The following is a 22,041-nucleotide window of genomic DNA, read 5'->3' as shown; positions in this document are numbered from 1 at the left end:
TGGCGGATCTGGGAGGAGAGCCCAATGTTTCAGACCTATCAATATCCGCAGTACGACTACCGGCAATCAGAGGAACAAAAGGCCGATACGGTCAAACGCCACAAGGTGGTGGTGATCGGCGCTGGGCCGGTCGGGCTGACGGCCGCGCTTGATTTCGCCCAAAGAGGCATACCCACGGTCGTTCTGGACGACAACAACACCGTTTCCATCGGCTCGCGCGCGGTCTGTTATGCCAAGCGGCCGCTTGAGATCTGGGACAGGCTCGGCTGCGCCACGCGCATGATCGACAAGGGCATTGAATGGAAGATCGGCAAGGTCTTCTTCCGCGACGATCTTGCCTATACCTTCGACCTTCTGCCGGAAGACGGCCACAAGATCCCGGCCTTCATCAACCTCCAGCAATATTATCTGGAGGAATACATGGTGGAAGAGGCGCAGAAATCGAACCTCATCGACCTGCGCTGGAAGCACAAGCTTTTGAACCTGCAACAGAACGAAGACCACGCGGTTCTGACCGTTGAAACGCCGGACGGCGTCTTCAAGATGGAAGCCGAGTGGGTGGTCGCCTGCGATGGTGCCAATTCCGATACACGCAAGATGGTCGGGGCAGGCTTTTCCGGCCAGTTCTTCCAGGACCGGTTCCTGATTGCCGACATCATCATGAAGGCCGATTTTCCGACAGAACGCTGGTTCTGGTTTGATCCGCCGTTCCATCGTGGCCAATCGGCTTTGCTGCACAAGCAGTGCGACGACGTCTGGCGGCTGGACTTCCAGCTCGGCTGGGAGGCCGACCCGGAAGAAGAGAAAAAACCGGAAAACATCATTCCGCGCGTCCGGGCCATGCTGGGCGAGGACAAGGAGTTCGAGCTGGAATGGGCTTCCGTCTACCAGTTCGCCTGCCGGCGGATCGATAACTTCCGCTATGGCCGGGTGCTGTTTGCGGGCGATGCTGCCCATCAGGTCTCGCCCTTCGGTGCACGTGGCGCCAACACGGGTGTTCAGGACATCGACAATCTGGGCTGGAAGCTGAAACTGGTGCTGGATGGCGATGCTCCGGAAAGCCTCATCGACAGCTACCATACGGAAAGAGCCTTTGCGGCAGAAGACAACCTGCTGAACTCGACCCGATCCACCGACTTCATCACGCCCAAGAACGAGGCCTCGCGAAGGTTCCGCGATGCGGTACTGGATTTATCGGAAGTCACCGACTTTGCAAAACCGTTGGTGAATTCCGGACGTCTGTCTGCACCGACACCCTATGTGGAAAGCCAACTCAACACAGCCGATGAATCCAGCTTCGCCGGAAACATGACCCCGGGCACCTGTTGCGCCGACGCACCGGTGAACGTGAATGGCGAGGCGGCCTGGTTCCTCAATCAGATCGGCGACGGCTTCACGCTGCTGATCTTTGGCGATGAAGCGGCAGAAGATGTAACAACTGGCAACGTCAAGGCCCGTGTCCTGCGCGTGGGCAAGGACCTTCAGGACAACGACGGGACACTCGCCGCCCGCTACGACGCTGCCCCCGGCACGGTCTATCTGATCCGTCCGGACCAGCACGTCGCCGCTCGCTGGCGCTATTTCAACGACAACAAGGTAGAAGCTGCCTTGAAGACCGCGATGGGAGGCGCATGAACCATGCCCCTGAATCCGAAGCTGAACCTGACACGCAATCTGCCCGATCCGGACGGCTTTTATGAGTATCTGGTCTCCAGCCAGCGCCATATGAGTGATGAGGACGCCAATTGCATGAATGCCCGGCTGATCCTCATCCTCGCCAACCAGATCGGTGATACGGATGTCATGAAGGCAGCCATCGACTTCGCGGCCAATCCCAAGGCGGCGGAGAAAAGGGAAGCGGCTTGAGCCAGCAGGGCGAACCACCAGTTTCGCTGCATGTTCAAGCAGACGTCACTTGTCCTCCCAGAAAAGGCCGGGATCCAGTAACCTTCTGAGATTGCCCAGTTTTCGGCCGAGATGTGCGAATACTGGGTCCCGGTCCTGCCGCTTAAGCGGCAAACCGGGACGACAAGGAAAGAGATTAGCGCGTGCCTTTCACTCACTCCCTCAGGCGCGCCATCGCGTAAGCATCGACAAATGCCCCGGAGCGGAAGGCGAAGTCTCTCAAGGTGCCTTCAATTTCGAAGCCGAGCTTCTGATAGAGCCGGACAGCAGGATCGTTGTCCGCAAAGACGGTTAGTTCCAGCCGGTGGATGTTCATCCAGTTTTCGGCAATCTCGATCAGTTCGCCCAGCATCGCCTGGCCGATCCCGCGTCCGGAATAATCGTCGTGCACCCCCATCCCCAGACTGGCAGCATGTCCGCGCCTGCCGGCAAATCGGGTAAAGCCGGCGGCGGCGACCAGTTTTTCGCCCAGGTAACCGACCAGGGACACCTTGTCCGGTGAGGACTGGCTCACACGGGCCTCGACGTCCTTGCGCCTTGGGTAGGGCAGGCGCAATGTGCCCTCCCGGAACTTCGGCAGACCTTGCAGAACGGTCAGGCCGTCCACGTCTTCCGGTCTTTCAGCGCGAATGACCAGGCCTTCAGGCCAGCTTCTGGCCATGGAAACCGGAGCAAACTCCGCAGGAATGTCTGATATGTTCATGTTGCTCTCTTGGATGTGATCGAGAGAGCAGGCATCTGGCAAACCCTGCTCCTCGAAGCAGGGTTGCGATGTGATCCGGCTAGGCTTTTTCAGCCAACGGCGATCCCTTCGCGTCCCCTGCGGGAACGACGATGTGCACCATGGTTAGATGTAGGGCCGCGCGATTGATCATGCCTCACAATCTTCTGTTGTGCGTCTTCTGTCAATTGACGGCATACGATCTCCTCTGGGGGAATCTTCGCCAAGCCGTTTTGCAAATGAAACGCCTGACGTCACACTGGGAGCATCGATCATGACATTGGAGGCCGGGGTGAAAATCGGGCTGGGCGGTGGATGCCATTGGTGCACCGAGGCCGTCTTTCAGGCAATTGCGGGCATTTCGAACGTGGACCAGGGCTTTATCCGCTCCGATCCGCCTGAAGACGCCTGGTCAGAAGCGGTGGTTGTCACCTTCGATCCGGTCGCGCTGCCGCTGGAGGTCCTGATCGAGATCCATCTGCGCACCCACTCCAGCATGTCGCGCCACAAGATGCGCGGCAAGTACCGCAGCGCGGTCTATGTCTATGACGCAGGGACAGGCGTAAAGGTCGGGCGCATTCTGCGCGGCCTGCAGCACGAATTCGACGAACCGCTTGTCACCAGTGTGATGACGCTTGCCCAGTTCAAACCGTCGGATGAGCAGTTCCGGAACTATTACGCCAAGGGTCCGGAGCGTCCATTCTGCAAGACCTATATCGACCCGAAACTCGCGCTGTTGCGCAAGCAATATTCTGCCGTGTTGAAGCCGGAGCGGCTGGAAGCGGCGGAATAGACGAGGACGAACGCCAGGTCTTGTCTCTGCCTGTCAGGGGTGAGGATGCGGAAAGCCATGCCGCTCGGTGAGGGCGTCGAGGATCGCATCCTTGTCATCGATGAAACCGCCTTCGGCGAGCACCAGCACCGGCAAAGACTGATTGTCTTCCCCCAGCAAATCTGCAACTTCCTTGCGCGGTTTCGGCCAGGCAATGCGGCGAACATCGAGACGTTCTGCAAGCTCCGGAAAGGAGGCAAGCACGCCTTCCATCAGCGCGCAATGCCAGCAGTAGAAGGTCTTGCCGGGATAGGCGGGATCTTCGAAGCCGGGAGTGAGAATATAAAGCGTGTCTTTCATGACTTGATAGCCTCTCTTTCAGGAGCGCGCTTTAGGCGACACGCTCCAAGCCTCATCCGAACGGCCAGGAGCCATTCTCGCCGAAAAGGCTCTTCACCTCCGGCCATTCCGCACCTTCATGATGGGCGGCAATCTCCAGGAAAACGTCCAGAAACTCGAAGCAGCCATCGTCATGCACCAGATGGTGCGTGAGGAGGCCAACCGGCTCGGTGCCGGTGTTGCGCCGGCGGGTCAGCTGTAGATCGAAACGAAGGCGCGCGCTTTCCCAGCCGATGAAGCGCACCTGCTTTTTCCATTTCAGGATGTCGATGTGCGACTGGAGCTGATGCGCCCGCGGAAAGTTGTGCCAGGTAAAGGTTGAAAGACCCGGCAGGCCGAGGCCAGGCAGACGGCGCGAGATTTCCGGGTCGATCCGGTTCCAGGGCGGCACCATGGCCTTGACGAACTTCTCGCCGAAGAGCTCCTGAAGGCGGTCATGGCCTGACTTGAGCTCGGCCATCAGTTCGTCCGGGTCCCGCCGGGAGCCAAGCTCCGCGGCCTTTTCGCCGAGATCCTTCCGTTGGAAATTCTTGTGCTGCCAGCCATGCTGCAAGACCAGCGCATGAGGCTCCCCGGCAAGCCGCTCTGCAAGGGCTCTGGTGGCCATCTTCGGAATGACGGCGAATGCCAGATCGACGTTGTGGCTGTCGGCGAGCGACAGCATACGCTCAAGGGCAGGCGTCGGCTCGACGGCATCGTCATCCCGCCACCAGAAGCGCACCTTGCGGCCGCGTTCGGCGAACCAGTCGAGATGATCGGTCAGCTCTTGCCGGAAGCGCTTCGCATCAGTGGTCATGTCATCCGGTCCTTCAGGTCTTGAAGCAGGACGCGGGCGCTTTCCTCGGCGCCGCCGAGGCGGACTGTGTGCTTGCTGCGGGAAAGGGCAAGGGCATCGTCAATGGCGCCAGCAAGCCGCTCCGGCGTAAGGTCTGCCTCCGGCGTGACAATGGCCCGGCCATGGCCGGCCAGCGCTTCCGCGCGTTGCGTCTGTTCGGTTTCGTTGATCTGGGCAAAGGGCACGAAAACGGCTGGAACCCCGGCCTGTAGAATGTCGAGCACCGTGTTGTAACCCGCCTGGCTGACGGAAAGCCGCGCGCGTTTCAGAAGGTCCGGGAAGTCTCGCCGGGCCCGCTCCACGATCACGCCGTCGACGGCGCTTTGCCGGTAGATGGCAAAGGCATCGTCGGAAATATCGTGACCGATCAGCACCCGCCACTGTGTGTCTTCGGCTCGCCGGGACAGTGGCCTTGCTTCCAACGCTGCCGACAGCAGGCTTTCGGCAACGGCGCCGCCGCCACAAGAAATGACCACCTCGTCCTCGCCATCGGTGCCTTCAGCGGCAGGCCGGGGCTCGCCGCCCACATACCCGGTGTAGCGAACCAGATGGTCGACCTCCTCGGCAAAGGGGAAACTGTCGGCAAGGCGGATGAAGTCGGGATCGGAATGGATCAGGATCCGGTCGTAGTATTTCAGCGCCTGGTCCGCCATCCAGCGCTCCTTCCAGAGCTGCTTCTTGCGCACCAGAATATCCCGGATGGACGTGGCAATCAGCGGCGCCCTTGTGCGGGACGTTGCCGCTTCCAGCAGCGGGGTCAGCTCAAAGTCGAGCTGGCGGCGGCCGAAAGGGTAGGTCTCGGTCAAAAGCAGGTCGTAGTCGTCGGCATCGAGAACTTGAATCGATGCTTTAACGCGCGCGATTTTCCAAGCCTCGTCAATATCTTCATTATCCAAAGTCACAAGGCGCTTGAAGCTGGCATCCGGGCTTTTGCAGGCTGGGAGCTCGACGACCTTCAGCGGCCCGGTGTCGAGTGTCGGCGGTATGGCGTTGCCGCTGGCAAGGGTAACCTCCACGCCTTCGGCGGACAGCGCCTTGCCGATGGCGGCCGCCCGCACGACGTGGCCTGTCCCAAGCAGATGCTGAACATGAATGAGGGCCTTGAAGCTCATGCGTCTTTCGTCTCCCGGCGGCTCAGGTGGTTCCGCACGGCCTTTTCCGCAAGGGCTTCCAGCCGGGCAGCGCCTGCCGGAAGGGTGTGAAAATGCTGGATGTGATGGCGCGCGGCCAGGCCCAGCCTGTCCACAAGCGCCGGCTCCTGCATCGCACGGCGCAGGTTGGCGGCGAGGGCATGTGCGTCCCCCTCAGGCGACAGCAATCCTGTTTCCCCGTCGCGGACAATATCGGGAACCCCGAAGGTGTCACCGGCAATGACACCGACGCCTGCTGCTTGCGCTTCCAGCAGAACGAGGCCGAAGGCTTCTCGGATCGCCGGCCAGACGAGGAGGTCGTGCCGCGCGTATTGGGCAGGAAGGTCCTCGCCGGACAGAGCGCCGAGCCAGGTGATCCGCTCGGCTGGAAAAAGCCCCAGCACCTGATCGCGCACCGGGCCGTCGCCAATCAGTGTCAGTTGCCAGGGCAGATCCCGAAGCTCGGCCAGCGCCGCGGCAAGCACTTCGTAGGAGCGCTGCTTGTCGCCCTCGCGCATCATGCCGACAGCCAGCAGGTTGAGCGGAGGTGCTGCCAGAGGCTTGGCGTAGGCCGCGGCGGCCAGAAAGGGGTCGGCATCCAGAAACGGCAGCATCACCGAAAGACAGCGATGAGGGACGACCTCTGCAAGGCATTCGGCATCCGCATGGTGGAGCGCAGCGACGGCGTCGGCGCGCTGCAAGGCCGCGTCGGCGGCGGCAAAGCCGGACGCCCAGTCGCCCTGTTGCCGTTTCGGCGCGCGGCTGGCTTCCACGATGGCGTAGGGAAGGTCGAACCGGTCAGCAAGAGCAGGGCCGATCCAGTCTGGCGCCTTGTGGTAAAGATGATAGGTCAGGAAAAGATCGGGCCGGTAGCCCGACTGCTCCCAGTCGGCGCCTATCCGCTCTGCCTCGGCGAGCGCCTGCTCGCGCACTTCAGACTGGATACTGTCGCTGCCGTCCTTGCGCCACGACCGGAACCGGCTGGCAATCGTCACCTCATGCCCGAGACTTTCCAGTGCCTTCACGATCAATCGTCCCATGGTCCGGTCGCCGGACGGGACTGGATGATCCAGCGGTTTCATCGGGGCAGTGAAAGCGATTTTCATGATTTTCCTAAGCGTAGGGCCTAAAGGACCTTGCGGAATTTGTCTGCGAGCCGATCAAGACCCGGGTCTGTCGAGAAGGTCGTTCTGACCCGCTTGGCCGCGGCAAGCCCAAGACGGTGACGTGTTTCAGGCGCGGTCATCAGGTTCTGCATTGCTGCAGCCAGAGCCTCTGGCGCGCCCGGATCAACCAGCACACCGGTTTCGCCATCCAGGATCAATTCAGGTATCGCGGAAACCCTGGTGGAGAGGCAGCAAATCCCCATGGATTGTGCTTCCATCAAGACGTTGGGCAGGCCATCCCTGTCACCGGATCTGGCAAGCTTGGACGGTAGCACGAAGAGGTCCGCCTCGCGGCAGGTCGCAATCACCTCTTCGCGTGGCTGGGCTCCCCGCCAGATGATCCTGTCCGACAGGTTCAACTCATCAGCCTTTGCCTTCAGGATGTCGGAAAGCTCACCGCCGCCAATATGCGTGAACTGCCAGTTGAGAGACGCGGGAAGCTGTACAAGCGCGTCCAGAAGGTCGTCATAGCCCTTCTTCTCGACGGCGCGACCGACGGAAACCAGGCGCACGGGCTCCGCACCGCCGTCACGCGCCGCTCCTTTTGCCTTTGGCTCGGGAAAACCGGAGAAGTCGAGCCCGTGATAGAGCAGTTCGATCTTGTCCGGCTCGTCGGCGAGGCCTTTCAGATGTTCGGCGTTGACCGCCGTACAGGTGACGCCCCAGGCCGCGTCGTTGATCTTGGTCCTCAGGTCCCAGTCCGGGCTGGTCCAGATGTCCTTGGCGTGCGCCGAGAAGGACCATTTCCGCCCGGAAAGATGCGCCGCATAGCGCGAGGCGGAGCAGGGCGTATGCAGATAGTGGGTGTAGATCCAGGTCACGTCTTCCGGCAATTCATGCGCGAAGACGCACCCCTGCGCCCAACGGCGCTGCCGGTCTGCGTTCGGCTGATGCGCGAAGTCGGCATCGAACAGAGCCTTGGCTTCCTTGAAAGTCGGCTGATTTTCTGCCCAGCGTTTGGCACGGGCAACACGTGCCGGGTCGTCTTTCACATATTCCGGCAGATACATGACTTCCGCGCTGATCTGCCGGTGCAGGTCGTGGATATAGGGATCGTAAGGCCTGCGCAGGGCGACAATCAGAATTTCGATTCCCCGCCGCTCCAGACCAAGCATTTCCTGGGCAATAAAGGTTTCGGACAGGCGGGGATAGCCTTTGACCACAACGGCGATACGGGACATCGGTCGGCCCTTGAAAGAATTCGGTTTGCTGGTGACGGGGTGGTCAGAAGTTGACCAGCTTCCTGCTGGTGGCCTGCTGTTCTTCAAAGATTTCGCCGACCCGGCTGGATATGACATCCAGACCGCCAAGCAGATTGTCGACGCCCGCAGCCGAAGGAGATGCCATGCCAGGCAGTTCGGACAAGGCCGCAGCCATCAAGTCCGGATCTGGGTACTGGTCGATCGGCAGCACCTTCAAAAGCCCGCTCTGTTCCGCACGCTCCGCCCGGATTGCCTGCTCCCGGCGTGGAATGACGCGGGGCACCATGAGCGTCGGTTTGTCGAAGGACAGGATCTCGCAGAAGGTGTTGTAGCCGCCCATGCCGACAATCGCCGTGGCCTTGGCAAGATAGGGTTCGATCTGCGGCGTGAAGCGAATGATCTCGACATCGCGCAGATGCTCCGCCCTTTCGCTGAACTGGGTCGCGGCCGCAGCGGGCATGAAGGGACCAAGCACGATGAGGGCCGGGAACAGCGGGCGCTGCCGGGCTTCATAGGCGCGCATCACCCAATCGACCATTTCAACGCCATCGCCACCGCCACCTGGCGTCACGAGGATATACGGTTCTTCATCGAACGGGGCAGGGGCCGGATTGTCGAGCGCCGATTTGGGCAGCTCCCGGCGCAGGTAACCGGTGTAGCGCAGCTTGTCGCGGACGGATTGCGGCAGGTCGATGCCTTCCAGCGGATCGCAGATGTCTTCCGGTCCGTAGATCCAGATCTCGTCGTAAAGATCGCGCAGGGCCGGATAGACGTTCTTGCGATCCCATTCTTCCTTCAGCACCTGCGGGTCGTCCATGACATCGCGCAGTCCAAGAACCAGTCGCGTGTCGGTATCCTTCAGGGCCTCTAGCGTGCGCAGCACTTCGCCGCGCAGCCCGAGGGGCTCCTTGTCGACGATGAAGATGTCCGGATCGAACACCTTGGCAGTATGTTCGATAATCGAGGATCTGATCGCCAGAGTCTGGTCGATGTTGATGTGCAGCGACAGCGGGGTGTACTCGCCGTTGCGCAGCTTGATCACGCCCGGAATCCGCACGAAATCGACACGGGATCGAAACTCGAAACTGCCTATGATCGGGGAACCCGACAGGATCAGTACGGACAAGGTATCGAAGTCGCCGACAAGGGATTGCGCAATTGCCCGGCAGCGTCTCAGATGGCCCAACCCGAAGGAATCGTGGCTGTAAATCAGGATCTTCGGCGTCTTGGAACTCATACTGCCCCTAAATTTGTAATGCTGGCCTAAACCGCTTATGTCTCAATCGATTGGCCCTTGTCACGTCGGTTATCTCTTGACAGGGGACTTTTGACAAGGAACGGTCTGCGGACCCTTCTTATGCAGTTGTGTCAAATGTTAATCCCGGCTGGCGCAACTAACTCGGATCGCTAATATACCAAATATGATCTGCTTGCACATATTTGATCCTTGTCTGTTTGGATGAGCTTATGGAAAAGAGCCTTTTCGGTTTTATTTGGAAATATAGCTCCAGACAGCAAATCTTCATTCTCATGGTCACCGTACTCACGTATCCGGTGGTCTATATCCTTCTCGAACTGCCGAAACTGATCGTCAACGATGCGGTCCAGGGCGACAATTTTCCCAGGACGATTCTGGGAATCGATTTCGATCAGGTCCCCTATCTTATTCTCCTGTGTTTTTCGTTCCTGTCTTTGGTCGTCGTTTCGAACGGGCTGAAGTTCTACCTCAACGTCTACAAGGGCCGCCTTGGAGAACGCATGCTGCGGCGCCTGCGCTTCGAGCTGTTCCAGCGGGTGCTGCGCTTCCGCCTGCCGCATTTCAGGAAAGTCAGTTCAGGCGAAATCATTCCGATGATCACATCGGAAGTGGAGGATGTTGGCGGCTACATCGGTGAAGCCTTCGCGCTGCCTGCCTATCAGGGTGGTATGCTGGTCGTGCAGATCGGGTTTATCTTCATGCAGGACCCGCTTCTGGGCCTTGCAGCCATCAGCTCCTATCCCATCCAGGGGTATGTGATCCCGCTTCTACAGCGCAAGGTGGTGCTGCTGTCCAGGCAGCGGGTGCGCAACATCCGTGTCATCGCAGACAAGGTGGGCGAAAGCATCACAGGCGTTGCCGAAATCCACGCCAACGACGCGGCCGCCTGGCATTCGGCGGATATTTCCGACCGGCTCTATGAGAACTTCAAGATCCGGTATGACATCTTCAACCGGAAATTCCTGATCAAGTTTCTGAACAACTTCATGAACCAGCTCACGCCGTTCTTCTTCTACCTGATCGGCGGCTATCTGGTTATTGAAGGCAATCTCAGCATCGGTGCGCTGCTGGCGGTGATCGCTGCCTACAAGGATCTTGCAGGGCCCTGGAAAGAACTGCTCTCCTTCTATCAGATGACGGCGGATGTCAGCGTCAAATACCAGACGGTCGTCGAGAACTTCGACCCGTTGGATATCTACGACCAGGAGCGGCTGACCTCGGACGACACGGTGGACCTGAGCGGCGACGTCAAGCTGGAGAGCGTCAATTTCGCCGGTGGTGCTGCCGGCCAGGAGGTCGTCGACATATCGATGACGGTTCCTGCGGGAAGTGCCTGTGCGATTGTCGGGCCGGACGGGTCCGGCAGATCGGAAGTGCTGCAACTCGCCGCAGGGCTTGTTGCTCCTGTCTCCGGCAAGGTCTGCATCGGAAACCACGATCTCGACAAGCTGACCGATTCCACGCTGGGGCGCCAGATCGCCTATGTCGGCGGGGCGGTGCATGTCTGGACGGGCACCATTCGTGACAATCTATACTACGGTTTGCGCCACCGTCCGCTCGTCCCGCCCCAGCGGGAAGGGGAGAGCTTGAAGAACTACAATCGGCGGCTCTCCGAAGCCAAGGAAACGCGCAATCCCACCTACGATCTTGCCGCCGAATGGGATGATTTTGAAGCCGCTGGTGTCGGCAATGAAGACGAACTCGACACCAAGGCGCTTGAACTGCTTGAAACGGTCAAGATCGACAAGGACATCTATCGGCTCGGTCTGCAGTCCCGGTTTGACCCGTCCATGGACGACGATTTCGCCGACAAGATCCTGAACGTGCGTAAGGCGCTTGCCGAGCGCATTGCCGATGAACCGGACCTCGGCGGTCTGGTCGAGTTGTGGCACCGGGACCGTTTCAATGCCAGCGCCAGCCTTGCGGACAACCTGTTCTTTGCGGTGCCGGCCGATCCGGAAATCACGATGGATCAGGTGCCGGATCTCGAACAGGTCAAGACCTTCCTGGCCGACACCGGTTTCGACAAGAAGCTCCAGCAGATCGGTCTCAAGATTGCCGAAACCATGCTGGAACTGTTTTCCAACGTTTCCGGCGACAGCGGCCTGTTGGGGGCCTATTCCTTCATCACGCTGGACGAGATCCCCGATTTCGAGCGCATCGTGCGGATTGCCAAGTCCGATCAGCCGCGCCCAGGCCTGACCGACGCCGACCGTTCCCGTCTGACAGGACTGGCTTTCAAGCTTGTCCCGGCCCGGCATCGTCTGGGTGTCATGTCGGATGAGTTGAAACGCGACATCATCAGCGCCCGTCAAACGTTCCTGGACGAGGTGGTCAAGAACAGCGACAACTTCGTCGCGTTTGAACCGGACGTTTATCTGCCGCCGCTGACCATTGAGGATAACCTTCTGTTCGGCCGCGCGCGTGTCGACCGCAGGGATGCCCGGCGGCGGATCGACGATGTCATACGAACCATTGTCGAGGAGACCGGTTTGCGGCGCGCGATCATCTATGCGGGATTCGGTTACCACGTCGGCGTGTCCGGTTCCCGTCTGTCCGCAGGCCAGCGGCGCAAGATCGCTCTGGTGCGCGGTCTTCTGAAAAACGCGAAAATCACCATATTGGACGATATCGCCACCGGTGTGACGGAAGAGGACAGGACGCTTCGTAAAGGCTTGAGGCAAATCCTGTCCGGAAAAACCTTCCTGTTCGGTACGTCCGACGCTGACATAGCCGCAGAATTCGATCAGCGCTTCATTCTGGATCAAGGACGGCTCTCTGAATAAGGATAAGACGGTGGGTGTGACAATAGGTGGGCAACCTTTCTGCAGGAACCGGCCGGACGAACCAGTCAGGACGGAACGGAACAAAATTGGGCGCGGGAGAAGAAGATGACACTTGAAACCGAAGTCGAGGCGCTCCGCAAAGTGCCGTTGTTCCGCGGGATCGACGAGACCAAGTTGCGGCTTCTGGCTTTTATTAGCGACCGGACGGAGTATCCCTCCGGCGAGCGTCTGTGCTCTCAGGGGGAAGAAGGCGATTGTGCCTTCATCATCCTGTCCGGCGCTGCCGATGTTCTGGTTGAAACGCCTGAAGGCGAAAAAAAAGTGGCTCAGGTTTCGGAGAATTCAATTGTTGGCGAAATCGCTATTCTGTGCGACGTACCAAGAACCGCGACACTGGTTGCCGCCAACGACATGGATGTTCTGACTGTTTCGAAAGATGATTTTTTGAAACTATTGAAAGAATTTCCGGATATTTCGCTGGAGGTGATGCGGACACTGGCGCTGCGGCTTGAACGGACGACCCGGGATCTTGCCGACGCCCGTCGAGGCGCTGCCGGCGGTTAGGGAGTAACACGTGGCTGAGGAATTTTCGCTTCGTTGCTGGGGCGTCAGAGGGTCCACCCCGACCCCGGGGGCGAGCACACTCCGCTATGGCGGCGAAACGTCTTGTTTTGAGATCCGGGCAGGCGATGCGCTGGTTCTTGTCGACTGCGGTTCCGGCGCCCGAAACCTGGGTATGGAAATCTGCAGCTGCAAGACACGCACCTTCGACCTTCTGTTCACTCATACTCATCTCGACCACATCTGCGGTCTTCCCTTTTTCAAGCCGGCCTACGATCCCAGTTTCAACGTCACCGCCTGGGCCGGGCATTTTCAGGACGACACCAACCTCGTTGAAATTGTCAGCCGCATCATGTCACCGCCGATCTTTCCGGTTGCGGCCAAGACCCTGAAGGCGGTCGAGTTCAAATCCTTTACCGCAGGGGACCAGCTTCCGCGTACGGACGAGCTCGTCATCCGCACCACCCGCCTCAACCACCCCGGTGGTGCCTGCGGTTATCGCTTTGATTTTCACGGCAAATCGATTTGCATCATCACGGATCATGAACATGGCGATCCGGAAATTGATGCTGCTCTCCCGGATTTTGTCCGAAACTCGGACGTGATGATCTACGACGCCATGTTCACCGACGACGAATACACCACCTTCAAGGGGTGGGGGCACTCCACCTGGCAGAAAGCCGTTGAACTGGCGAAGGCCGGCAACGTCAAGACACCAGTCCTTTTCCATCATGATCCACGCAGATCTGATGATGAGCTCGATGAAATCGGCCTTGCCGCGCAAAATGCCTATCCCGGAACGCTTGTCGCCAGCGAAGGCATGATCCTGAAGCCTTGAGCGGTAGCCGTCGGGCCGAGGCTTGCCGGATAATAAAAAATGGGCGGCTCAAATAGCCGCCCAAAAAACACTAAGGCTAAAAAATAGATCGATCGCCGGTCGCAGGGATGTGGGAATCCCTTTGTTGCAGCCGGAAAACATACCTTTGTAACTTGAAATATCGTTACACGTGTCTGCCGGATACGATCACTAGTTGTTTACAGGTTGTAGGCATTACTTGCATGGTCCATTTGGACTATAAATGTGAGTTTTCTGCATCTGGGGAAAGCTGTGGTGTTTTGTTGCGATAAAAATGCGGCAAGCTTCAGTATCGGAAATCGTTGCTAGAAAATTCGGGTTTTGATCGAGGTTAAAGTGTTGCCTGCGGATTCTGAATATGCCCGGAACCGCAGCGGTCGGGACTGGGACGCGTATCAGCAGCTTGGGGTGGCCCTAAGCGCGCTGTGAGAGTGACAGGACCGGGCCGACTTCATTTGCTGGCGTGATACAGCAGGAGCTCCGGGGGTTGAGTTGGCTGTTAGTGCGGAAGAATTGCGACGGCTGTCGAACCTTGCGGTATCGGCGGCACTGGATCCGGAGCGATGGCAGGTGCTTCTCGACGCGCTGAGCCAAAGCATTGGCACGCGCGTGTGCACGCAATTGATAGGGTATGACGACCTGACCAAAGCCACGCCGCTTACTTTTACATCCGGATATGACCCTCACATTCTAACGCTTTACGAAGAGCACTACGCGGACAAGAACCCGTTTGCCGCCAGGTTTGCCGAGTGCAGGGTGGGAGACGTGATCACGACACAGCAGTTGTGTCCGCCGGAAACCCTCAGGAAGACCCAGTTCTACGCCGATCTTCTGTTGCCGCTTGAAGATATCGTTGCTGGAGGGGGCGCGATGCTGGCTTTGGACGGTGACCGCATGTTTCTGATCGGCGGCAACATGCGTTCGAAGGATCGCGACAAATACGAAGAAGATTGGCTGCAGTTATGTGGCCATCTTGCCCCGGTTATCCGCCAGTCGCTCGAAATCAACCGGACAATCTCTGGCCTGACCTTTGAAAAATGGGCGGCAGAACAGCATCGTCTGGGATCGGGGACAGCAATTTTCGTTGTCGATACCGCCATGCAGATCCATTACGCATGCGCCGAAGCCCAGAAACTTCTGGCATCGGGATCCTTTTTGGGGAGCGGCTGGGACCGGCGGCTTCAATTCCGCACGCCGGAGGATCAGGGACAGTTTGCCGCTTTCGTCAAGCTTCAGTCCATGGGCGAGTTCAACGTGTTCCGGAATTGGCAGTCAAAGGACGGCAACGGTGGAAGCTGGTTGTGCCGGTCGGTTGGTTTGCAGCTGGCCGACCTGGACAGCTCCCCCTTCGGTGCATTCATGAACAAATCCGTTTCTGCGGTTCTGCTGGCGGTCAGGCCGGAAATTGGCATCGAAACGTTCCAGGCTCATATTGAGAAGAAACTCGGCCTGAGCCCCGCCGAGGCGGCAACCGTTCTGAAGCTGGCCGATGGACGGACACCTGCCGAAATCGCCGCGGAGCGACGGATCAGCGTTTTCACAGTCCGCAACCAGATCAAGTCGGCCCTGTCCAAGACCGGTGTCCGCCGCCAGGTCGACCTAGTGCGAAGCATCGAGCAATTACGACTGCAGGGCAGGTAACAGGGCGCGCTCACGTCCACTCACTTTCCCGCGGGGTCGCTTGCGCATTTCTTGCCGCCGGGGGAAACTCCGCGCACGAATAACGTCTTATCAGCGGCAATATGACCTCCATTTCAAAGACACTGCGTTATGTCCTGCGCGGGGGACCGCCCGACACCGGTATCCCTGATCGGGTACGGTCCGAGATCCAGGCGCGTGAAGCGTCTTCCGAGCGTCTGATCGGTTGGGTTCAACTGGGCCTGGTGCTGTTCTTTTCAGTTTTGTATGCCATCGCCCCGAGGGCCGAGGGGTCCGCTGGCTTCAACTTCGTGCCGATTGCGCTTGCAGCCTATTTCCTGTTCACCGTCCTGCGGCTCATGCTGTCCTACAGGTTTGAATTGCCGCGCTGGTATCTGCTGGTATCGATCATCGTCGATATGGCGCTTCTGGTGGGACTGATCTTTTCCTTCCATATTCAATATGGCCAGCACCCGACGTTCTACCTCAAGACGCCCACCTTGATGTATGTCTTCATCTTTATCGGATTGAGAGCCTTGCGGTTCGATCCTCGCTTCGTGTTGACCACGGGCCTTGTAGCGGTGACCGGTTGGCTGGGGCTGGTCTTCTATGCGGTGTTCTCCGACATGGACCACATGCGTGTGACCCGCAATTACGTCGAATACCTGACTGGCAACACTATCCTGATCGGCGCCGAACTCGACAAGACCATGGTCATCTTGGCTGTGACCATCATTCTGTCCGTTGCCCTCTACCGGGGGCGTTCCATGTTGTTCGAGGCCTCGAAAGACCATGCGGCTGCCATGGACCTGAGCCGTTTCTTTTCGCCTGAAGTCGCCGCCTCGATCACAGGCTCGAACACCGAGTTGCAGGCCGGCGAGGGGACTTTGCGCGACGTCGCCATTCTGTATGCCGATATCCGCTCCTTCACCTCGACCTCTGCGTCATTGGCACCGGAGACCGTTCTGAGGGTCCTGGCCGAGTACCAGAACCTTGCGGTGGATGTGATCGTGGAGGAAGGCGGCAGGGTCGACAAATTTCTGGGCGACGGCATTCTGGCGACCTTCGGGGCCGTTTGTCCTTCAACGACTTATGCAGCCGACGCGCTGCGGGCTGCAAGGCGGCTTGTGGAAGCTGTGGAACGGGATCAGCAGCGTTTTCTCGATGCAGGCTGGCCGCAGCCTATGCGTATCGGTACGGCCGCCGCCGCCGGGCCGGTCACGGTCGGCGTGATCGGGTCGAAGCAGCGCCTGGAATTTACGGTCATCGGCGACGCCGTCAACCGCGCTGCGAAACTGGAAGACGCCAACAAGATCCAACGCACAACAGGACTGACGGACAGGGCGACGTTCGAACTTGCACTCAGTCAGGGCCTCGAACTGCCTCTGCTCGAAGCCCGGGTCAAAGCCAATGTGACCGGTATCAAGCAGCCGGTCGATCTGGTTGTTCTGGCAAGTTAGGAACCTGACCACTCTCGGTCTTGTCTTTTTGGTGGATACGGAAGCGCTTGACCCGCACGTCAATCTGGGCCACTTTGCCTCCAAAGTTGACCTTATCGTCAATTAGATAGATTAAATTCATTGATATCAATGAATTGTACCCATTTGGAGGTTGCCTTGAAACTGGACTCAACACTTGCTGCCGTTGTTACGGGCGGCGCATCCGGGCTGGGTGCTGCAACTGCACGCATGCTGGCAGCCGAAGGCGTCAAGGTGACGCTGTTTGATCGTAACGCCGGGCAGGGAGCAGAGGTTGCCACCGAAATCGGCGGTGTCTTTGCCGACGTCGATGTGACGGACCAGGCCAGCGTGGAAGCCGGTTTCGAAAAAGCGCGGGCGGCGCATGGTCAGGAAAGGATTCTGGTCAATTGCGCCGGGATTGCTCCGGTGGCCAAGACCGTTTCCCGCGGCGAACCTCACCCGATGGACATGTTCGAGAAGGTGATTTCGGTCAACCTGATCGGTTCCTTCCGGTGTCTTTCGATTGCGGCAACCGGCATGGCCGGGATGGACCCCGTCACACAGGACGGTGGCCGCGGCGTGATCGTTTCCACGGCGTCGGTTGCCGCCTTCGATGGCCAGATCGGTCAGGTCGCCTATGCCGCGTCCAAGGCAGGGATCGCAGGCATGACGTTGCCTGTCGCCCGTGACCTGTCCAAGTCCGGCATTCGGGTCATGACGATTGCACCGGGTATCTTTGAAACGCCGATGCTGCTGGGCCTGTCGCAAGAGGTGCAGGATTCTCTCGGTCAGCAGGTTCCGTTCCCCTCGCGTCTCGGCAAGGCCACGGAATATGCCCAGCTGGTCAAATCCATTTGCGAGAACGACATGCTGAACGGCGAGACTATCCGCTTGGACGGCGCCATCCGCATGGCTCCCCGGTGAGATAGCTGCACCAGACGCCGCATCACGGATACGCAAACAGCACAATCTGCCCGGCCGATGCTGAAAGGCCGCCGGGCGGATAGGTTGTGTCAAACTCCTCCACGGTCACACTTTTTCGTACGCATGGGCAAAAATCCCTTCTAAGGTTACGTTACGGATTTCGCCATTGTAGGTGGAGTGACCAAAAGGGGAGTATTCTATGGCGGAAAGTGCTCATGAGCTTGCGCCGCATCATCTGCCGCCGTTCATACCGGCAGCGGACGGTAGTGATTGGCTTTTTACCGTGATGCTGGTCGTGCTGATTATCGGTGCGATCCTTGTCGGTGTTTTCTATCTGCATCTGCATTCGATTCCCGAACGGCTCGCCCACAAACACGGGCGCATGCAGTTCGAACTTGTTGCCGTTCTCGGCCTTCTGGCGTTGTTCACACACAACAACATCTTCTGGGTCGCAGCGCTTCTGCTTGCCTTCATTCAGCTTCCCGATTTCTGGACACCGCTGGAATCGATGGCTCACTCCCTGAGTCGGCTGGCTGGAACGGGCGGTATTCCCTCCGATACGCTGGTCGAACGTGATCTCGAGCAGGAGGAGCATGCGGCGCAAGACGGCATGAACGTCACGGACGCAACACTCCACGAACCTTCTGCAGAGCAGGGTACTCCGGTCGTCTCGTCGGCAGAAACGCAGGAGAACAAACATGTTTGAACTCCTGTTCTGTTCCCTTCTCACGATATTGCCAGACTATCTGATCCGCAGATATGTCCAGGGAAAACGCATCGGCCGGGAAATAACGCTCTATTCGGTCTGGTTCGAGCTGCGATATGGCATCGTGCTCTGCCTGATGCTGACCGTTTCCCTGATCACGCTGATCTTCTATTACCATCCCACGGCAACCACGGCCGTTTCGACCTTCCGGACGATCTCCGTTCTGCCGGAAGCTTCCGGCAGGGTCATCGAAACCTTCGTTCCGCGTGAGCTTGAGGTCGAGATCAAGGCGGGCGATCCGATCTTCAAGCTCGACAGCACACGCCAGGAAGCCGATGTCGTGACCGCGCAGCAGCAGGTGGTCGAAATCGAGGGCGAGCTTGCGCTGGCCCAAAGCGAACTGTCCGTTGCCAATGCCCAGGTCGATCAGGCACAGGCTTCACTGAAGCAGGCGCAGGACGAACTCGACACGAGACAGGAGCTTTTCAACCGCAATGCCAATGTTGTCAGCGAGCGGGACATCGAAAAGCTTCAGAACACCGTGGATGCACGGGCAGGGGCGCTGCGTGCGGCACAGTCCAATCAGGAGCTGGTGCAGACCAAGATCACGGTTTTTCTGCCGGCTCGCCTGAAAAGCGCGGAAGCCAGGTTGAGCGAGGCTCAGGTGGAGCTGGAGAAGATGACCGTCTACGCCGGCGTGGATGGAACGATGAGCCAGTTTATTCTGCGCCCGGGCGACATGGTCAACCCGATGATGCGGCCCGCAGGTGTGCTCATTCCCAAGGACGCGCAACGGGAGCGGATCGTTGCGGGCTTCGGCCAGATCGAGGCGCAGGTTCTGAAGGAAGGAATGGTGGCGGAAGCTTTTTGCGGGGCCGTTCCCTTCACCATCATTCCGCTGGTGGTCACAGAGGTTCAGTCACAGATCGCCTCCGGACAGATCACCACGTCCGGACAGCTTATCGACACCGCTCAAAGCGTAAAACCGGCGACGATCACCACGATGCTGGAACCGCTTTACAAGGACGGTCTGGAAAAGCTTCCCCCGGGAGCAATCTGCACGGTCAACGCCTATACCAGCAATCATGACCGCCTGACCTCCGGCGAACCCCTTGGAACGGGACAGTTCATCTTCCTGCATGTGGTCGACACGGTCGGTCTGGTCCATGCCATGATCATCCGTCTGCAGGCATTGCTGTACCCGATCCAGGCCCTTGTCCTTACGGGCCATTAAACCAATCATATTCCGGCGGAACAGCACGAAACCGTTCCGTTCCGCCGGATTGTTGGTCTGTCACTTGGTGTAGCTTACCACTTCGAACTCGATTCCATCGTCATCGTAGAAATAGAACCTGCGGCCCGGCTCGTAGTCGCCGTGATTGTGCGTGCTGTAACCATCGGCCTTGATGAGTGTTTCGGTGGCGTCAATATCGTCAACCACGACGGCGATATGATTGAGGCCGCCGTGCTGGCTGTAGCTGTCTCCGGCAACTTTGCTTGTCGTGCCCGGTGGAGAGTAGGCCGCAACATAGCTGGTTTCATTGCCGATATGGTACGTCGTGCCACCGCCAAGGCTTGCGCCCTTCCAGCGAACTTTCCAGCCAAACCAAGTTTCCAGACGTTTGGAGGTCGCTTCGGGGTCGCTGACCGTGACGTTCACGTGTTCCAGGAATGCGCTGCTCATTTCGGTGTCCTTTCAAGGTTTGACCTTTGGTGGACACCAGAGATAATTCCTCAACCTTAGTTGAGGTCAAGAGAGGCGAGGCGATATTTTGAACAAAGCCATGAAGGGCTCGGATCTGCTGACCATCGGAGACCTGTCCGAGCGAACGGGCCTGTCCGTGTCGGCCATTCGGTTTTACGAAGAAAAGGGGCTGGTGCACCCAAGCCGCAATGCGGGAGGGCAGCGGCGTTTTCTCAGGGCCGACATTCGGCGCCTGTCCTTCGTGCTGGTTGCGCAGGAATTCGGGTTTTCCATTGCGGAAATCGCGGCGCAGCTTCAACGCTTGCCTGAGGGGCGAGCGCCGACGAAAGCAGACTGGACCAGGATCAGCGGCGAGTTCCGGATGCACCTCGACCGAAAAATCGAGCGCATGACGGCCTTGCGAGACAAGCTGGACAGCTGCATTGGCTGCGGTTGTCTGTCGATGAAGTCCTGCCAGCTTTACAATGCGGGAGACGCTGCCGCCAGCAAAGGGCGGGGCCCGCGCTATCTGCTTGGCGACCGTCCGGAAATCACTGAAGACTGAACCGGTTTCAGGTTTCGGAAAAGCCGCCGGGAAGCGCACAGGCACTCCCGGCGGTTGCTCTCATCTGTTGTCCAGCTGTGCCCTCACGCGTTTCAGCCCAAGCGGGGTAATGCGATAGGGACCACTTTTTCTGGAGGCGATCAGCCGTTTGTATTTCAGCTTCCGGAACAGGTGCGGCGAACAGCCTCCCCAGTACCAGCCATCGCGCGTAACGGTTTCATGTTTGACGACACGGCCGTCCTCGTCCTTTTGCACAAGGATATGGCCGCCTTGAGCCAGCAGGTGCAGGACCCGCTGCTCGGCTTTGGAAATGTCCATTGATGTGAAGTTGCCTGAAAGTATGCACAGAAATGCAGCCGCTGCAGCAAACCGCTTGCAGCGCTGTTGTGACTGTCCCCGGCTAACGTCAGCCGGGGTTTACCGGGACTGTTGCAATCCGCGCATAAAACCTCTCAGTTGGAAAAATTCTCGTAGCACAGGCATCAAGATGCGGCAACGCGCCGAGGTTCAACGGAGAGGCGAGGCGTGAGATATGTCGGTGGCTGTTGTAAATCCGCAGCGATCCGGACCATCGGTGTTCGTTTGTCCGGCTTCAGGCGTTGATAGGCCTCAGCTGTGTTCGGCGGGCCAGTAGCCGTTGTCGGGGTCACGGGAAACAGCGACAGCCTCGACATCCTGCGAGCCACAAGAGGCGCAAGTCAGTTTTTCGCTCAAAGACGATACTCTTTGATCTCCCGTGAACCGGGCAAAGTTCATGTAACGGAAGCGGCCACAGTGATGGCAGAATATGGCGAGACGCCTGTCCGTCCTGTAGAGGGTCTCAACCGTGGGATCGTCAGTTTCAATAGAGGAATGCAAAGTCATGGTTTTAAATACTTGCTACAGGTAATGGGAACTTTCGGTGGCAATTCATGGTAAATACTTACTGAGACAAAAGTAGCATAGAGTTTTGCTATGCAAAACCATTTTAATTGATATGAGTGATCGTTCATGTTTCGGAGCCTTGCCGGGACAGGCGGCCTGTTTCATGAAATTACATAGTCTTACGGTAAACCGTTCAGACGGTGCCTGCAGCAATTTGCCACCAATTTAGTGACGCCAAAACCGGAAACCGGCTCGCATTTTGCCCCGTGCGCGGGTATGAGAGGCTCATGATGACGCTTTCCGAAACCTGGTACGACCTCTTAGGCCTTGCTGGCCTGCTCAACCCTTTTGCGCTGCTGATCGGCGGATATTTGGGATGGAAGGCAGACCGGCCGCAAAAGCTCTGGATCGCGGGATTTGCTGCTGCAGCGCTGACGCTTATTCTGGACGTCGCAATAGGCGCGCTGCCTGTACCGCAGCCATTTGCTCATGACGCGGGTGCGCTGGCGGTCTTTCCATTCCGCTTTGTCGGTGGCCTGATCGCCTCTGCCGTGACTTATTGGCTCAGCCGCCGCGCAAAACGCGCCTGAGGCACATCAAAGCCCGGCC

The 22,041-nt window shown here is 58.6% G+C and carries 22 protein-coding genes; 13 read left to right on the top strand and 9 right to left on the bottom strand.

Annotated elements, in window-relative coordinates; all coding sequences use genetic code 11:
- Positions 1–24 precede the first annotated feature (24 nt).
- Together FMN63_RS13720 and FMN63_RS13715 are read left to right on the top strand one after the other, a co-directional pair.
- Entirely contained in the window at positions 25–1,635 is a 1,611-nt protein-coding gene (locus FMN63_RS13720) for an FAD-dependent oxidoreductase (RefSeq protein WP_148584526.1), read from the top strand.
- A 3-nt stretch (positions 1,636–1,638) separates the two neighbouring features.
- On the top strand, positions 1,639–1,866 hold the full coding sequence (locus FMN63_RS13715) for a DUF2783 domain-containing protein (RefSeq protein ID WP_148584525.1): 228 nt from the start codon (positions 1,639–1,641) through the stop codon (positions 1,864–1,866).
- Positions 1,867–2,059: 193 nt separating this feature from the next.
- On the opposite strand, the gene FMN63_RS13710 is transcribed toward FMN63_RS13715, so the two are convergent.
- Positions 2,060–2,608 carry a GNAT family N-acetyltransferase gene (locus FMN63_RS13710; RefSeq protein WP_148584524.1) on the bottom strand — a complete coding sequence of 183 codons (549 nt, stop codon included), beginning with the start codon at positions 2,606–2,608 and terminating at the stop codon, positions 2,060–2,062.
- A 292-nt stretch (positions 2,609–2,900) separates the two neighbouring features.
- Between FMN63_RS13710 and FMN63_RS13705 the strand changes: the two genes are divergently transcribed.
- The gene (locus FMN63_RS13705) at positions 2,901–3,419 is read left to right on the top strand and encodes a peptide-methionine (S)-S-oxide reductase (RefSeq protein WP_148584523.1); all 519 of its coding nucleotides are present in this window, start codon (positions 2,901–2,903) and stop codon (positions 3,417–3,419) included.
- A 33-nt stretch (positions 3,420–3,452) separates the two neighbouring features.
- On the opposite strand, the gene FMN63_RS13700 is transcribed toward FMN63_RS13705, so the two are convergent.
- Genes FMN63_RS13700 through FMN63_RS13675 form a run of 6 tightly spaced genes read right to left on the bottom strand, consistent with a single transcriptional unit; the run spans position 3,453 to position 9,367 of the window.
- Positions 3,453–3,758 carry a DUF3088 domain-containing protein gene (locus tag FMN63_RS13700; protein WP_148584522.1) on the bottom strand — a complete coding sequence of 102 codons (306 nt, stop codon included), beginning with the start codon at positions 3,756–3,758 and terminating at the stop codon, positions 3,453–3,455.
- Positions 3,759–3,810: 52 nt separating this feature from the next.
- Positions 3,811–4,593, bottom strand: coding sequence for a polysaccharide deacetylase family protein (locus tag FMN63_RS13695; RefSeq protein WP_148584521.1), 783 nt, complete (start codon positions 4,591–4,593; stop codon positions 3,811–3,813).
- Positions 4,590–5,744 (bottom strand): glycosyltransferase family protein, encoded by a 1,155-nt coding sequence (locus FMN63_RS13690; RefSeq protein WP_148584520.1) that lies wholly within the window; start codon positions 5,742–5,744, stop codon positions 4,590–4,592. The genes FMN63_RS13695 and FMN63_RS13690 overlap by 4 nt, the downstream gene beginning before the upstream one ends.
- A complete protein-coding gene (locus tag FMN63_RS13685) occupies positions 5,741–6,868 on the bottom strand; it encodes a glycosyltransferase family 4 protein (protein WP_148584519.1) in 1,128 nt (375 codons plus the stop codon). The genes FMN63_RS13690 and FMN63_RS13685 overlap by 4 nt, the downstream gene beginning before the upstream one ends.
- 20 nt (positions 6,869–6,888) lie before the next feature.
- The gene (locus FMN63_RS13680; RefSeq protein ID WP_148584518.1) at positions 6,889–8,109 is read right to left on the bottom strand and encodes a glycosyltransferase family 4 protein; all 1,221 of its coding nucleotides are present in this window, start codon (positions 8,107–8,109) and stop codon (positions 6,889–6,891) included.
- A gap of 43 nt (positions 8,110–8,152) precedes the next feature.
- The gene (locus FMN63_RS13675) at positions 8,153–9,367 is read right to left on the bottom strand and encodes a glycosyltransferase family protein (RefSeq protein WP_148584517.1); all 1,215 of its coding nucleotides are present in this window, start codon (positions 9,365–9,367) and stop codon (positions 8,153–8,155) included.
- Positions 9,368–9,660: 293 nt separating this feature from the next.
- On the opposite strand from FMN63_RS13675, the gene FMN63_RS13670 reads away from it, so the two are divergent.
- From FMN63_RS13670 to FMN63_RS13635, 8 genes are all read left to right on the top strand, one after another.
- Positions 9,661–12,174 (top strand): ATP-binding cassette domain-containing protein, encoded by a 2,514-nt coding sequence (locus FMN63_RS13670; RefSeq protein WP_209001109.1) that lies wholly within the window; start codon positions 9,661–9,663, stop codon positions 12,172–12,174.
- A gap of 105 nt (positions 12,175–12,279) precedes the next feature.
- Complete coding sequence (locus tag FMN63_RS13665; protein ID WP_148584515.1) at positions 12,280–12,738, top strand: cyclic nucleotide-binding domain-containing protein; 459 nt, start codon at positions 12,280–12,282, stop codon at positions 12,736–12,738.
- A gap of 10 nt (positions 12,739–12,748) precedes the next feature.
- Entirely contained in the window at positions 12,749–13,573 is an 825-nt protein-coding gene (locus FMN63_RS13660; RefSeq protein WP_148584514.1) for an MBL fold metallo-hydrolase, read from the top strand.
- 510 nt (positions 13,574–14,083) lie between these two features.
- Complete coding sequence (locus FMN63_RS13655) at positions 14,084–15,232, top strand: helix-turn-helix transcriptional regulator (RefSeq protein ID WP_148584513.1); 1,149 nt, start codon at positions 14,084–14,086, stop codon at positions 15,230–15,232.
- Between the two features lie 101 nt (positions 15,233–15,333).
- Positions 15,334–16,689: an adenylate/guanylate cyclase domain-containing protein gene (locus FMN63_RS13650; RefSeq protein WP_148584512.1), complete on the top strand. Its 1,356-nt coding sequence runs from the start codon at positions 15,334–15,336 to the stop codon at positions 16,687–16,689.
- Positions 16,690–16,818: 129 nt separating this feature from the next.
- Positions 16,819–17,613 carry an SDR family NAD(P)-dependent oxidoreductase gene (locus FMN63_RS13645; protein WP_502706271.1) on the top strand — a complete coding sequence of 265 codons (795 nt, stop codon included), beginning with the start codon at positions 16,819–16,821 and terminating at the stop codon, positions 17,611–17,613.
- 199 nt (positions 17,614–17,812) lie between these two features.
- A complete protein-coding gene (locus tag FMN63_RS13640; RefSeq protein WP_148584510.1) occupies positions 17,813–18,319 on the top strand; it encodes a hypothetical protein in 507 nt (168 codons plus the stop codon).
- Positions 18,312–19,553, top strand: a complete 1,242-nt coding sequence (locus tag FMN63_RS13635; protein WP_148584509.1) for an HlyD family secretion protein — start codon at positions 18,312–18,314, stop codon at positions 19,551–19,553. Before FMN63_RS13640 ends, FMN63_RS13635 begins: the two co-directional genes overlap by 8 nt.
- Before the next feature lie 60 nt (positions 19,554–19,613).
- Here the strand turns inward: FMN63_RS13635 and FMN63_RS13630 are convergent, their stop codons facing one another.
- Positions 19,614–20,003, bottom strand: coding sequence for a VOC family protein (locus FMN63_RS13630; RefSeq protein ID WP_148584508.1), 390 nt, complete (start codon positions 20,001–20,003; stop codon positions 19,614–19,616).
- Between the two features lie 100 nt (positions 20,004–20,103).
- On the opposite strand from FMN63_RS13630, the gene soxR reads away from it, so the two are divergent.
- On the top strand, positions 20,104–20,568 hold the full coding sequence (soxR, locus tag FMN63_RS13625; protein ID WP_148584507.1) for a redox-sensitive transcriptional activator SoxR: 465 nt from the start codon (positions 20,104–20,106) through the stop codon (positions 20,566–20,568).
- 60 nt (positions 20,569–20,628) lie between these two features.
- Here soxR and FMN63_RS13620 read toward each other — a convergent pair whose 3' ends face one another.
- On the bottom strand, positions 20,629–20,886 hold the full coding sequence (locus tag FMN63_RS13620) for a YjhX family toxin (RefSeq protein ID WP_148584506.1): 258 nt from the start codon (positions 20,884–20,886) through the stop codon (positions 20,629–20,631).
- A gap of 833 nt (positions 20,887–21,719) precedes the next feature.
- Between FMN63_RS13620 and FMN63_RS13615 the strand changes: the two genes are divergently transcribed.
- On the top strand, positions 21,720–22,022 hold the full coding sequence (locus FMN63_RS13615) for a phosphatidylglycerophosphatase (protein ID WP_148584505.1): 303 nt from the start codon (positions 21,720–21,722) through the stop codon (positions 22,020–22,022).
- Positions 22,023–22,041 lie beyond the last annotated feature (19 nt).

Origin of the sequence: Stappia sp. BW2, from assembly GCF_008107695.1 — a bacterium.
Classification (GTDB): domain Bacteria; phylum Pseudomonadota; class Alphaproteobacteria; order Rhizobiales; family Stappiaceae; genus Roseibium.
Note: the sequence above shows the minus strand (reverse complement) of the source record. Positions and strands in the feature narration are given on the sequence as shown.